Consider the following 13,478-nt stretch of genomic DNA (forward strand, 5'->3'; position numbering starts at 1 on the left):
CCGCGGGAGAAGCCACGGGAGGGGCCGCGGCAGAGGTCTCGGGCGTGACCGCCGGAGAAGCCGGGGACGTGACCGCGGGAGAGACCGCCTGGGGAAGCTTGGGCGAGGCGGGCGCCGTGGGCGATGCGGCCGTGGGGGACGCGCTCTTGTGGTGCAGCCGGTTGAACTCGGCCACGTTGCGCTGGTGTTCCTCGTAGCCGGCCGTGAAACGCGTGTCGCCCGGCTTGACCGTGACGAAGTAGAGCCAGTCGCCCGGCGGCGGGTTGAGCGCGGCGCGCATCGCCTCCTCGCCGGGGTTGGCGATCGGCGTGGGCGGCAGGCCCATGCGCCGATACGAGTTGTACGGGCTGTTGAGCCTGGTGTCGGCCTCGCTGGTGTTCAGCGTGGAACGGTTCAGCGCGTAGTTGATGGTCGAGTCCATCTGCAACGGCATACCGCGCTGCAGGCGGTTGTAGATGACCCTGGCCACCTTGCCCATGTCCGTCGCGGTCGCCGCCTCCGCCTGCACGATGCTCGCGACGGTGACCGCCTGATAGACGTTCGTCGTGTTGCGCTGCGCGCCGGCGGCGATCGGCGCCCCGTTGAACCTCTTGTTCGCGGTGTCGACCATGAACGTCAGCAGGGACTCCGGAGTCGCCTTGTCGCCGATCGGATAGGTCGCCGGGAAGAGATAGCCCTCGGGGTTGCCCCTGGCGTCGTCCGGAAGTTTGAGGTGGGCTTTCGCCAGGGACTTCTTGGTGGTTCCCGCGGGAACCCGGAGGGCCTTGTCGACGGCCGCGTAGACCTGTCCGGAGCGCCAGCCCTCCGGAACGACGAACGACGTCGGGCGGGCGTCGTCTCCCATGCTCAGCAGCGGCACCGCCACGGCGGTGGCCGCCACGACGGCGCCGGTCGCGATGAGGGCGACCCGGCCCCGGCGCGTCAGTCGAATCGTGCTCCGTGGCGGAGTGTTCATCTGCATAACGGGCACGGTAACGCGCTATTGCCAACAAACCCGGCATATCGTCATCTTGTCGGCGCCAGTTGGGCGTCCCGGTGGACGAGAGCGGCATAGCGCCCCTCCCCCGCCAGCAACTCCTCGTGCGTGCCTCGCTCGACCGCGCGGCCCGAGTCGAGGACGACGATCTGGTCGGCGCCGCGGATCGTGGACAGCCGGTGCGCGATGGTGAGCGTGGTGCGGTTGGCCGACAGGGCGTCGATGGCCTCCTGGACGGCATGCTCCGTGCGGGTGTCCAGGGCGCTGGTCGCCTCGTCGAGGATGAGCACGGGCGGATCACGCAGGATCGTGCGGGCGATGGCGAGGCGCTGCTTCTCGCCGCCGGAGAACCGGTGACCGCGTTCACCGACGACCGTGTCGTACCCGTCGGGCAGCGACGCTATGTGGTCGTGGATCTGGGCCGCCCGCGCCGCCGCGTGCAGTTCCTCGTCGGTGGCGTCCGGCTTGGCGAAGCGCAGGTTCTCGGCGATCGAGGCGTGGAAGAGGTACGTCTCCTGGGAGACGACGCCGACCGCGCGCGCGAGGGTGTCGAAGTCGAGGTCCCGGACGTCGACCCCGTCGAGGGTGACCCGCCCGCCCGTGACGTCGTACAGCCGGGGCACCAGATAGCTGAGCGTCGACTTTCCGGAGCCGGTCGGACCGACGACGGCGAGGCTGCCGCCCGCCGGGACGGTGATGTCGATGCCGTCGAGGATCGGGGTGCCCTTGTCGTCGTAGCGGAACTCGACGTCCTCGAAGCGGATCTCGCCCTTGACCTGGTCCAGGTGGACGGGGTTCTCGGGCTCGGTGATGTCGATGGGCAGGTCGAGGTACTCGAAGATGCGCTGGAACAGCGCGAGCGAGGTCTGGATCTGCACACCGGTGGACAGCAGGCTGACCGTAGGCCGGAACAGGCCCTGCTGGAGCGAGACGAAGGCGACGAGCGTGCCGATCGATATCGAGGGGCCGCCGAGCTGGAGGGCGACGCCCGCGGTCCAGTAGATGACGGCGGGCATGGCGGCCATGACGATGCCGATGACGGACATGCGCCAGCGTCCCGCCATGTTCGACCTCACCTCGAGGTCGACTAGGCCCTCGGACTCCTCCGCGAACGACTTCGTCAGCGAGTCGGCCCGGCCCATGGTCCGCCCGAGCAGGATGCCGCTGACGGAGAGCGATTCGGTGACGGTGGCGGCCATCGCCGCCATCTGCTTCTGACGCTGGGTGGTGATCTTCTTGCGTTCGTTGCCGACGCGGCGGCTGATCCACACGAACACCGGCAGCAGGAGCAGGGAGACGAGGGTCAGGCGCCAGTCCAGGGCCACCATCGCGACGATCGTGGCGACCACACTGGTGAGGTTGGAGACCAGCGAGGTGGCGGTGGACGTGACGGTCGCCTGCATGCCGCCGATGTCATTGGCGATGCGGGACTGGACCTCGCCCGTGCGCGTCCTGGTGAAGAAGGCGAGCGACATGCGCTGGAGGCGGCCGTAGACCGCCGTGCGCAGGTCGTGCATCACGCGCTGGCCGACGGTCGTGGAGATCAGCGTCTGCAGGACGCCGAAGACACCGCTCAGGACGGCGCTCGCGATCATGCCGAGCGCGAGCAGGGTCAGCAGACCCGTACGCCCTTGAGGGATCGCGGTGTCCAGGATCGCCTTCAGCAGGAAGGGCGTGGCGACGCCCACGAGGGACGCGGCGCCGACCAGCAGGCCGACGATCGCGAGGCGGCCCCGGTAGGGCCGGAAGAGACTCAGGATGCGGCGCACCTGCCGTGGCTGCTGGCTGTCGGCGGGTGGCGGGCTCCAGGCGGACAGTTCGGGGCGCAATGGACTCCTAGGAAAACGGGACGACAGGGACATCGATGAGGATCCGGCGACTGACGGACCCTAGCTCATTGTTACCTATACTCACAATGAACGGCATCCTGATATTGTTCCCGCATGACCACCCCCGATGCCGACGGCCTGCTCGCCGAGCAGCTGCTGCGTCTGACGCGCCGCGTGCACCGCATCCAGAAGCGCCATCTGGAGCAGCGCGAGCTGGGCATCACCCCCGCCCAGTCCCGGCTCCTGCGTACCCTCGCGCACTACGCCTCGCCTCCCCGTATGGCCGATCTCGCGGAGCGCCTCGAAGTGGTGCCGCGTGCCGTGACCACGCTGGTCGACGGACTGGAGGCGAGCGGCAAGGTGCGCCGGGCACCCGATCCCACCAACCGCCGGGTGATCCGTATCGAGGTCACGGACGAGGGACGCAAGGCGCTGCGCGAGCTGCGCGCCGCGCGCCGCGGCGCCGCGGAGGAGATCCTGGCTCCATTGACGGACGAGCAGCGCGAGGTGCTCGGCGGGTTGCTGGACACGTTGGTGGACGGCATGCCGAGGGTGGAACAGGTGGAACACCGGTGCTGAGCGGACTCGGGACGGCGCGTCGCCGCTGAGGCGGCCCAGTCGGCTCGGGACGGCGCATCACCACTGAGGCGGCCCAGTCGGCTCGGGACGGCGCATCGCCACTCGAGCGGCTCGGCCGGCTCCGGGCGGAGTGGTCGCTTCTGGGCCGGTCGGGCACGGCACACCGCGCCGCCGCCGGTCGGCCGAGCATGTGAGGAGTGGTCCGCGATGCCGCTGCTGGAGCCCGATCCCGACGCCCTGCGCCCCGACGCGCGCTCCGAGGTCCCGGCGGCCGACCGGGTGCCCGGGGACCGGGCCGGCGGGACTCCCGAGCCGCTGCGCGGCGACCTGATCGCCCTGCTCGGCCGCGAGAAGGTGCTGACCGGGATCTCGGACCTCGTGCGCTACGCGTCCGACGCCAGCCCCTACCGCTTCGTACCGCGGGTCGTCGTGGTCCCCGAGGACATCGACGACGTCTCGACGGTGCTCTCGTACGCCCACGGCAAGGGCCGCGAGGTGGTGTTCCGCGCGGCCGGGACCTCGCTCAACGGCCAGGCGCAGGGCGAGGACATCCTCGTCGACGTCCGTCGGCACTGGACGGGCGTCGAGGTCCTCGACGGCGGAGCGCGGGTCCGGATCGCTCCGGGCACGACCATCGCCCGTGTCAACGCCGCGCTCGCCCGGCACGGGCGCGTGCTCGGCCCCGATCCGGCGAGCGCGGTCGCCTGCACGGTCGGCGGCGTGGTCGCGAACAACGCCTCCGGCATGACGGCGGGCACCACCCGCAACTCCTACGTCACCCTCGCCTCGCTCACGTTCGTCCTGCCGTCCGGCACGGTCGTGGACACGGCCGAACCGGACGCCGACGAGCGGCTGGCACGGGCGGAACCGGCCCTGTGCGCCGGACTCATGGAGCTCAAGGCGGAGATCGAGTCGGACGCCGGGCTGGTCGACCGGATCCGCGCCAAGTACACGATCAAGAACACCAACGGCTACCGTCTGGACGCCTTCCTGGACGGCTCGACACCCGTCGGGATCCTGCGCGGTCTGATGGTCGGATCGCAGGGCACCTTCGGCTTCATCTCGGAGGTCGTCTTCGACACCCTGCCGCTGGACCGCCGGGTGTCCGCCGCGCTGCTCTTCTTCGCCTCGCTGCCCGCCGCGGCCGCCGCGGTGCCCCTGTTCACCGCGGCGGGCGCCTCGGCCGTCGAGCTGATGGACGGCAACACCCTGCGTGCCTCGGTGGCCGTCGAGGGGGTGCCCGGGGACTGGGCCGGTCTGCCGGGTCCGACGACCGCTCTGCTCGTCGAGTTCCGCGCCCCGGACGAGGCCACGCAGGAGGCGTACGAGGAGCGGGCCCGCGCGGTACTGGAGGGGATTCCCCTGGTGTCGCCCGTTCCCTCGGTGACGAACGCCCTCACCCGGGACCAGCGGACCGTCGCCGGCTACTGGAAGGCCCGCAAGGCGTTCGTGACGGCGGTCGGCGGAGCGCGTCCCTCCGGTACGACACTGATCACGGAGGACTTCGCGGTACCGCCCGAGCGGCTCGCCGAGGCCTGCGAGGCGCTGCTGGAACTCCAGACCCGGCACGGCTTCGACGCCGCCGTCGCGGGCCATGCCGCCCACGGCAATCTGCATTTCCTGCTGGCCTTCGACGCGTCCAGGCCCGCCGACGTGGAGCGGTACGCCGCGTTCATGGACGCGTTCTGCCGGCTCACGGTGGAACGCTTCGACGGCTCGCTCAAGGCCGAACACGCCACCGGGCGCAACATCGCGCCCTTCCTGGAGCTCGAATGGGGGCCCAGGGCGACGGAGTTGATGTGGCGCACCAAACGGCTGGTCGACCCGGACGCTGTGCTCGCACCGCGCGTCGTGCTCGACCGGGATCCGCGTGCGCACGTACGGGGCCTGAAGACGATCCCGCGTGTCGAGGCGATCGCCGACCCGTGCATCGAGTGCGGCTTCTGCGAACCGACCTGCCCCAGCCAGGACGTGACGACGACACCGCGCCAACGGATCGTGCTGCGCCGCGAGATGATGCGCCAGCCCGAGGGCTCGCCGGTCGAGAACGAGCTCCTGGAGGCGTACGGATACGACGCCGTGGACACCTGCGCGGGCGACTCGACCTGCAGGCTGGCCTGCCCGGTCGGCATCGACACGGGCGCCCTGATGAAGACGTTCCGGCACGCCCGGCACACTCCGCGCGAGGAGAAGGCCGCCGCGCTGGCCGCACGGCACTTCCGTGTGCTCGAAGCCTCCGCGCGGCTGGCCGTCGCCGTCGCGGACCGGATCGGCGACCGGCGGGTGAACACCCTGACGCGGGCGGTCCGCAGGGCCGTACGCCCCGATCTCGTGCCCGAGTGGCTGCCGCGGATGCCCGGAGCCGCCCCCTCCGCCATGCCCCGCACCGCACGCGTGGGGGCCGTCGCCGTCTACTACCCGGCCTGCGTCAACCGCGTCTTCGGCGGTCCGGGGGACATGTCGCTCGCGCGGGCCGTCGTCGCGGTCTCCGCGCGCGCGGGAAAGCCGGTGTGGATTCCGGACGATGTCCGGGGGACGTGCTGCGCGACGATCTGGCACTCCAAGGGGTACGACGCGGGCAACGCCGTGATGGCCAACCGTGTCGTCGAGGCGGCCTGGGGCTGGACCGCCGGCGGCAGACTGCCGCTCGTCGTGGACGCCTCGTCGTGCACGCTCGGTATCGCGCGGGAGGTCGTACCGTATCTGACCCCCGACAACCGGGAGTTGCACGCCGAGCTGCTGGTCGTCGACTCACTGGTCTGGGCTGCGGAGGAACTCCTCCCCCACCTCACCGTGCGTCGCACCCTGGGCTCCGCGGTCCTCCACCCGACCTGCTCCATGCGGCACTTGGGCGACGAGGCGCAACTGCGCGCCGTGGCCGAGGCGTGTGCGGACGAGGTGGTGGTGCCCGACGACGCCGGATGCTGCGCCTTCGCGGGCGACCGCGGCATGCTCCACAGGGAACTCACCGAGTCGGCCACCCGAGAGGAGGCGGCGTTCGTGACCTCCCGCGACTTCGACGCGCATCTGTCGGCCAATCGCATGTGCGAGGTGGGCATGGATCACGCGACGGGACGCGGCTACTACTCCGCGCTCCTGGCGCTGGAGCACGCGACCCGCCCCGGCGTCGGACGGGCCGACCGGTCCCCATGACCCGGCCGGCCCGCGTCCGTTCCTCGTCCTCACCCTGGACGGCCGGACTCGTCGCCCCCGCCGTCGGGCCCGTCGCCCGGGCTCAGCAGCGGGCGCGGTCCTGTGTGAGCGTCCCTTGCACGGTGACCAGGGAGCGGTCGTAACAGCCGGCCGAACCGTGGCGCCTGTAGCGCTCGCTCGTCGTGGCGACCGCGTGACGCTGGTCGCGCGGCACGCCGGCCGTGTACGTGGCGTCACCCGTGTAGGTGTCGTCGAGCCGTGACCACGTGGTGGGCCGGCCGCCCGACTCCTCGGCCACGGAGGCCTGGTCGCCGAGCGTCAGCACGGTCCGCAGCCGGTCGTCCGCGCCGAGGGTCGTCGTGCCGTCCATCGTGTACGCGCGCCGGGTGCGCGTCGTCGTGGCGGGTCCGCGTCCGTCGACGGTCACCACCTCGTCGTCGGACCACGTCGCCTCGAGGCCGTCCGTGTTCTCGCCCTCGGTCCAGCGGTGCGTGGAGTTGTTCGCGAGGGTGCGGCTGACCGTCGTCACCACTCGGCCGTGCGAGGTGTCGAGGTACCCGGCGACCGTCAGCCGATGCCGTCCCGCGGTCTCGACACGGTGCTCCGAACCGGGTGTGTACGTCGAGGAGTCGGTGAGATCGCCCGCCTCGGCCCGCAGGAGCGCACCGCTCACATGGCCGCGCCGGGCGTCCTGCCGGACCAGCACGTTGACGGGCAGGCTCCAGCCCGGCTGCCCCTCGGGAACGCCTACGACGGAGACGTCGATCCGGTGCGGAAGCCCGTCGTTGAGCAGTCCGGCGAACGGGGTCAGGTCGTACTCGATGGGCTTGACGGCGAAGGCGCGGGGCCCCGGAATCACGTACCAGAGGAAGGGATTGGACCAGCCGCCGGTCCACACGGTCGGGAACGGTTCGGCGATACCGGCGAGTCGGCCGTCGACCTCGATCTGCACCTCACGGTAGGGGCCGTTGTCCGCCTTGCAGGAGTACGGTGCCGCGTCCGGGACCGTCAGGTACCAGACCTCCTCACAGCCACCGCCGGACCCGGTCGCGTACACCTCGGCGATCACGCGTTCGCTGTTGCGCGGGGTGGTCAGGGTGCCGTCCTTGAGGGTCAGGACACGGTCAGGAGTCACGGCGGGCCTGCCCGCGTAGAACGTCAGCGTGGCCTTGACGTCGAGAACCCCGGTGTACGTGTCGTCGACGACGTTCCCGATCAGCATCTCGACGTCGTGGCTCCGCCGGAACGTGTCGCTGTAGCGCGTCACATCCGTCTCGACGGACCACTCGATCCCGTCGGGCGACGGCTCCGGGGTGGACGTACGGAGAATCTCGACCCCGCCGACGTGCAGATAGCCGAGACGGTCGAACTGGCGCCCCTTGACCTTGCCTTCGAGCCGGAGCACGACCTCGCTCCAGCGGTCGCCGCAGCCCGACGGCGGGGTGTACGTGCCCTTGTAGGGCGTGAAGTCACGGAACTGCGCCTCGGCGAGCGTCACTTCACAGGACGGCGCGGACGGCCTGGCGACGGGCGGGGCGGCGGTGACGGGGTCGTGCCAGTCGCTGCCGAACTCGGCGGGCACGTCGGACGATCGGGCGACGGGCGCGGTGGAGGCCGCGGACGCACGAGCCGCGACGGACGCGGTGGCCGCCGGAGCCGGGCCCGCCCCGAGGAGGGCGCTCGCCACGAGGATCACTCCGGCAAGCATGGACATGATGACCGGTCTACTCATGTGCGGTGTTCTACGGGGCGGTCGAGCCGGCCGCAATGGCGCACCGACGCCCCCCGGCCACCCGCCCCGGGCTCTTCGGCGCGGCTGGGGCGCGCCGGACCGCTAAGCCTTCAGGTTCGCTTTGTCCCCCATCACCACCACGGGGTGCTCTTCCGGGTCGAGCGTGCGCAGGAGGTACTCCATGCCCTCCTTGGGCAGACTCACGCACGCCGACGTGCCGGTGCCGTGGTCCATGTGCAGCCAGATGCCGCCGCCCTTGTCATCGCCCCAGGGCCGGGTCGGATCGTCCGGAGGATTGCCCTCGACGCGGTTGTAGTCGATGGCGATGACGTAGTCGAAGTCGTGCCAGTAGGACTCGGGCCAGTCGTGGGGAGCCTGGTACGTCCCGGACTGCGTGTACGGCAACCGGGCACCCGGGTCGTCGAGCACGCCACCGGCGTCGCTGAGCGTGAACACACCGACGGGGCTGCGCTTGTCGTCCTCGTGATGGTCGGTGGTCCAGCCCTTCGTCCCGTTGTGCGCAGCCCAGCTACGCGTCTTCTCCCAGGCCGTACCGGACTTCGTGTACAGCACGGCCGTGGAGTCCGCGGAGTCCTTGCCGTCGCCGTACACCGCCAGCACCTGGCCCGAGCCGGAGGGGATCCGCCGCTGGAGCCGGTCGCCCACGTCGGGGATGCGTGTCGGGTCGACCGCGGGCGCACTCGTACGAGCGACCGCACCGGGGGCTCCCGCGCGGCCCTTCGCCCCGCCGCCGCTCCCGCCCTCCACTCCACCGCAGGCCGTGAGAGCGACCGCGACGGCTCCGCAGACCACGGCCGCGAGCCCCGTGCGCATCGCACCGTTCTTTCGCATGCCGTCCATCCTCGCACCACGTATCGGGCGAATCACCCTTCCCTCCCGTTCCGGCCAGTCGCGGCCGCGGCGGTCCGGTTCCTTGCGGCAGGGCGGAAAACCGTTTGCTTTCGACCACGCTCCGACGCGAACCTTTCACGGTTTGCTGTCGGCCCCCGGCCGGACGGCTGCCGACATCCGGAGCACTCTCCATCGCCTGACACGAGCCACTGGGACGTCATGCAGATCCAAGACCTTCCGTATCCCGACCCGGGTGTGCCCGACGTGCGCTCAGGTCCCCGATTCCTGTGGTGGCTCGGGCGGAATCAGCTCGGCGGACAGTTCAAGGCCCTGGCCTGGGGCCTGCTGCACTTCCTGGCCGTCTCCGCACTGCCGTTCTGTGTCGGTCTGGCCGTCCAGTCCGTCGTCGACCACTCCGGCACCCGGCTCGCCCTGACCGGCGCGCTGATGGCGGTGTGCGGCGCCTGCATCGCCCTCGGCGAACTCATGCTCCACCGCACAGCGGTCACCAACTGGATCACCGCGGCCGCGCGCGTCCAGCAACTGCTGGCCCGCAGAACCGCACTGCTGGGCTCCGCGCTCACGCGGCGCGTCGCGGCGGGCGAGGTGGTCGCGGTCTCCACCGGCGACGTCGAGAGGATCGGCTGGTTCGTGGAGGGCGTGTCGCGGTTCTCGGCTGCCGCCGTGACGGTCGTGGTGGTCTGTGTGACCCTGGTCGTCTACCAGCCGGCCCTGGGCGTGATCGTCGCCGTGGGTGTGCCCGTGCTGGCGGTGGCCGTACTGCCGCTGCTGCCCCGCGCCACCCGGCGCGCCGACTTCCAGCGGGAGAAGGCGGGCCGCGCGACCGAACTGGCCTCCGACACCGTGGCGGGCCTGCGGGTACTGCGCGGCATCGGCGGTGAGGAACTCTTCCTCGACCGCTACCGCCGCGCCTCCCAGGAGGTGCGCCGGGCCGCCGTACGCAGCGCGCGCATGTGGTCGGCGATCTCGGCGATCCAGGTGCTGCTGCCCGGTCTGCTGATGATCGCCGTCGTCTGGCGCGGTGTGCAGTTGGCCCGGGACGGCCGGATCGAGGTCGGTGAACTGGTCACCGTGTACAGCGCCGTCATGCTTCTCACGTACCCGTTGCGGCATTTCGAGGAGATCGCGATGGCCTACTCCTTCTCGCGTCCGGCGGCCAAGCGAGCCGCTGGGGTGCTGTCTCTGGAACGGGCCATGGACAGCGGCGGCTCACGCGCCGCCGAGGTGCCGGGCGGCGATCTGTACGACCCGGTGACCGGTCTGCTCGCTCCCGAGGGCCGGTTCACGGCCGTGGTGTGTGGGGACCCGGACGCGGCGGGGCTGCTGGCCGAACGGCTCGGCGGCCACGCCTCCCAGCAAGCTGAGCTGGCTCGCGCCGAGGGCGGGCCGAGGAACACCTCGGTGGTCCTCGGGGGCGTGCCGCTGGACGAGTTGCCCCTGGAGTGCGCCCGCACCGCCGTCCTCGTCCAGGACAAGGATCCGGTGCTGCTGTCGGGCTCCCTGCGCGAGTTGCTCGATGTGCCCGCCTCGGGTCTCGTGAGCGCCGAGGCAGCCCTGTCCGCGGCCCAGTGCGGCGACGTGCTGGACGCGCTCACCCAGGGATCGCTCGACACCGAGGATCCGATGGACGCCCGCGTCACGGAACGCGGCCGCTCCCTGTCCGGGGGCCAGCGCCAGCGGCTCGCACTGGCCCGGTCCCTGATCACGGACCCGGAGGTACTCGTCCTGGACGAGCCGACGTCCGCGGTCGACTCACACACCGAGGCTCGGATCGCCGACGGAGTGCGCTCCCTGCGCGCCGGGCGCACGACCGTGGTCTTCACCTCCTCACCGCTGCTCCTGGACCACGCGGACCGGGTCGTCCTCGTCCACGAGGGCGAGGTCGTCGCGGTCGGCGTGCACCGCGAGCTGGTGCACAGCGAGCCGCGATACCGGGCCGTGGTGACCCGCGAGACCGAGGAAGAGGCCGCCGCGGAAGCCGCGGACCGGACCGCTCTCGGCGCGGTGACCGTGGACGACGAGGCCGTTCTCGACGGCGTACTGGAAGAGATCGAGGAGACCGCATGATCGGCGTGGCGCCACCCGCGTACGACCCGGCCGCCCCGACGGCGGCGAACACGTTGCCCGTCGGCGCGCCCGCGACCGTACGCGCCTACGTGACCGAGCTGTTCCGACGGCACCGCAGGGCCTTCCTGCTCCTGGTCGCCGTCAACACCGTGGCCGTCGTGGCCTCGATGGCCGGGCCCTATCTGCTGGGCTCGGTCGTCGAACGCGTCTCGGACCACGCGGACGACCTCCATCTGGAGGCCACCTCCGCCATCTTCGTCGTCGCGCTCGTCATCCAGGCCGTGTTCGTCCGGCAGGTGCGGCTGCGGGGTGCCATGCTCGGCGAGCGGATGCTGGCAGATCTGCGCGAGGACTTCCTCGTACGGTCGGTCGGTCTGCCGCCCGGCGTCCTGGAACGGGCCGGGACGGGCGACCTGCTGTCCCGTATCACCACCGACATCGACCGGCTCGCCAACGCGATGCGCGAGGCCGTCCCACAGCTGGCCATCGGTGTCGTGTGGGCGGCACTGCTGCTCGGCGGACTCGCCGTGACCGCCCCCGTACTCGCTCCCGCCGTCCTGGTCGCCGTTCCGGTGCTGGTGATGGGCTGCCGCTGGTACTTCAAGCGGGCGCCGGCCGCCTACCGCTCGGAGGCGGCCGGCTACGCCGCCGTCGCCGCGGTCCTCGCCGAGACGGTCGACGCCGGGCGCACCATCGAGGTGCACCGTCTGGACAGGAGCCGCATCGAGCTGTCGGACCGCCGGGTCAGGGAATGGACGGCGTGGGAGCGCTACACGCTCTGGCTGCGGTCGGTTCTCTTCCCGGTCGTCAACATCACGCATGTCACCGTGCTCTGCTCGGTCCTGATGATCGGCGGGTGGCTCGCTCTCCAGGGCTGGATCGGGGTGGGGCAGCTGACGACGGGTGCGCTGATCGCCCAGATGCTCGTCGACCCGGTGGGACTGATCCTGCGCTGGTACGACGAGCTCCAGGTCGCCCAGGTGTCGCTGGCGCGGCTGGTCGGTGTCCGGGACATCGAGCCGGACGCGGGCGACCCGGGCGTGAAGCCGGAGGGACGCGACGTCCACGCGGACCGGGTGCACTTCGGCTACCGCGCGGGCGTGGACGTACTGCGGGAGGTCTCCCTGGCGGTGCCGCCCGGCACCCGGCTCGCTCTGGTCGGCCCGTCCGGCGCGGGGAAGTCCACCCTGGGCAGGCTGCTCGCCGGGATCTACGCGCCCCGGGACGGCCGCATCACCCTCGGCGGCGCCGAGCTGTCCCGGATGCCCGCGGAGGAGGTCCGGGCGCACGTGGCTCTGGTCAACCAGGAGCACCATGTGTTCGTGGGCTCCCTGCGCGACAACCTGCTGCTCGCCGTCCCCCAATCTCGGCAGCATCAGGACGACGAGCAGGAGCACCATCAGGGGCAGGTTCCGGCTGCTGACACTGGCGCCGGTGCTAGTCCTGGCGCTGGTGCTGGTCCTGGTGCCGAGGCTGATGCTGGTGCCGAGGCTGATGCTGGTGCCGAGGCTGGTGCTGGTGCCGAGGCTGGTGCTGGTGCCGAGGCTGGTGCTGGTGCCGAGGCTGGTGCTGGTGCCGAGGCTGCGGGCGATGGCGCCGCCTCCGTCGACGCCCGGCTGTGGGCGGCTCTCGGCGCGGTCGACGCGACCGGCTGGGCGCGGGCGCTGGACGACGGTCTGGACACCGAGGTCGGCTCGGGCGGGTTCGCGCTCACGCCCGCCCAGGCCCAGCAGATCGCGCTGGCCCGGCTGGTGCTGGCCGACCCGCACACCCTGGTCCTGGACGAAGCGACCTCGCTCCTGGACCCGCGGGCGGCCCGCCATCTGGAACGCTCGCTGGCCCGCGTCCTCGACGGCCGCACCGTCGTCGCCATCGCCCACCGCCTCCACACCGCTCACGACGCGGACGTCATCGCCGTGGTCGAGAACGGCCGCATCAGCGAACTCGGCAGCCACGAACAACTGGTCGCGGCGGACGGCGCGTACGCGGCGCTGTGGAGGTCCTGGCACGGGTGAGCGGGGTGCCCGGACGGGGCCACCGGCCCGCGAGCCGGGTCCCGAGCGGGACCATCTGCCCGCGACGCGTGGGGCAGGTGTCGGCCGGATCAGCCAGGGCTGCCGGGACTGCCGGGACTGCCGGGACTGCCGGGGCTGCCGGGGCTGCCAGGGCTGCCTTCGGGGCTGCCAGGCCATGCGACAGGCGTCGCACCGGTCCGTTCCCACGTTCACCGTGTACGGGCCCGCTCCGGCGCGGGTCCCGGCCGTGCCTC

Annotated in this window: 7 protein-coding genes and 1 pseudogene; 4 read left to right on the plus strand and 4 right to left on the minus strand. The window is 71.6% G+C overall.

Features of this window, described 5'->3' with window-relative positions; all coding sequences use genetic code 11:
• Positions 1-127: 127 nt before the first annotated feature.
• Positions 128-961, minus strand: a pseudogene (mltG, locus tag OG410_RS06915) (endolytic transglycosylase MltG); the annotation flags it as partial.
• Positions 962-1,005: 44 nt separating this feature from the next.
• Positions 1,006-2,805, minus strand: a complete 1,800-nt coding sequence (locus OG410_RS06920) for an ABC transporter ATP-binding protein (RefSeq protein ID WP_329298311.1) — start codon at positions 2,803-2,805, stop codon at positions 1,006-1,008.
• A 114-nt stretch (positions 2,806-2,919) separates the two neighbouring features.
• Between OG410_RS06920 and OG410_RS06925 the strand changes: the two genes are divergently transcribed.
• The gene (locus OG410_RS06925; RefSeq protein WP_328665336.1) at positions 2,920-3,384 is read left to right on the plus strand and encodes a MarR family winged helix-turn-helix transcriptional regulator; all 465 of its coding nucleotides are present in this window, start codon (positions 2,920-2,922) and stop codon (positions 3,382-3,384) included.
• Positions 3,385-3,591: 207 nt separating this feature from the next.
• Entirely contained in the window at positions 3,592-6,537 is a 2,946-nt protein-coding gene (locus OG410_RS06930) for an FAD-binding and (Fe-S)-binding domain-containing protein (protein ID WP_329298312.1), read from the plus strand.
• Positions 6,538-6,619: 82 nt separating this feature from the next.
• On the opposite strand, the gene OG410_RS06935 is transcribed toward OG410_RS06930, so the two are convergent.
• Together OG410_RS06935 and OG410_RS06940 are read right to left on the minus strand one after the other, a co-directional pair.
• Complete coding sequence (locus tag OG410_RS06935) at positions 6,620-8,269, minus strand: peptide-N4-asparagine amidase (RefSeq protein WP_329298313.1); 1,650 nt, start codon at positions 8,267-8,269, stop codon at positions 6,620-6,622.
• A gap of 102 nt (positions 8,270-8,371) precedes the next feature.
• Entirely contained in the window at positions 8,372-9,121 is a 750-nt protein-coding gene (locus tag OG410_RS06940) for a L,D-transpeptidase family protein (protein WP_329298314.1), read from the minus strand.
• A 219-nt stretch (positions 9,122-9,340) separates the two neighbouring features.
• On the opposite strand from OG410_RS06940, the gene OG410_RS06945 reads away from it, so the two are divergent.
• Entirely contained in the window at positions 9,341-11,209 is a 1,869-nt protein-coding gene (locus OG410_RS06945; protein ID WP_329298315.1) for an ABC transporter ATP-binding protein, read from the plus strand.
• On the plus strand, positions 11,206-13,224 hold the full coding sequence (locus tag OG410_RS06950) for an ABC transporter ATP-binding protein (RefSeq protein WP_329298316.1): 2,019 nt from the start codon (positions 11,206-11,208) through the stop codon (positions 13,222-13,224). Before OG410_RS06945 ends, OG410_RS06950 begins: the two co-directional genes overlap by 4 nt.
• Positions 13,225-13,478 lie beyond the last annotated feature (254 nt).

It is taken from the genome of Streptomyces sp. NBC_00659 (assembly GCF_036226925.1).
In the GTDB taxonomy this organism is placed as follows: Bacteria; Actinomycetota; Actinomycetes; order Streptomycetales; family Streptomycetaceae; genus Streptomyces.

What these genes read in the sequence shown, in the direction of transcription:
- OG410_RS06925 (WP_328665336.1), top strand. Translation starts at nt 2,920, where the DNA reads ATGACCACCCCCGATGCCGACGGCCTGCTCGCCGAGCAGCTGCTGCGT.
- OG410_RS06930 (WP_329298312.1), top strand. Translation starts at nt 3,592, where the DNA reads ATGCCGCTGCTGGAGCCCGATCCCGACGCCCTGCGCCCCGACGCGCGC.
- OG410_RS06935 (WP_329298313.1), bottom strand. Translation starts at nt 8,269, where the DNA reads ATGAGTAGACCGGTCATCATGTCCATGCTTGCCGGAGTGATCCTCGTG.
- OG410_RS06940 (WP_329298314.1), bottom strand. Translation starts at nt 9,121, where the DNA reads ATGCGAAAGAACGGTGCGATGCGCACGGGGCTCGCGGCCGTGGTCTGC.
- OG410_RS06945 (WP_329298315.1), top strand. Translation starts at nt 9,341, where the DNA reads ATGCAGATCCAAGACCTTCCGTATCCCGACCCGGGTGTGCCCGACGTG.
- OG410_RS06950 (WP_329298316.1), top strand. Translation starts at nt 11,206, where the DNA reads ATGATCGGCGTGGCGCCACCCGCGTACGACCCGGCCGCCCCGACGGCG.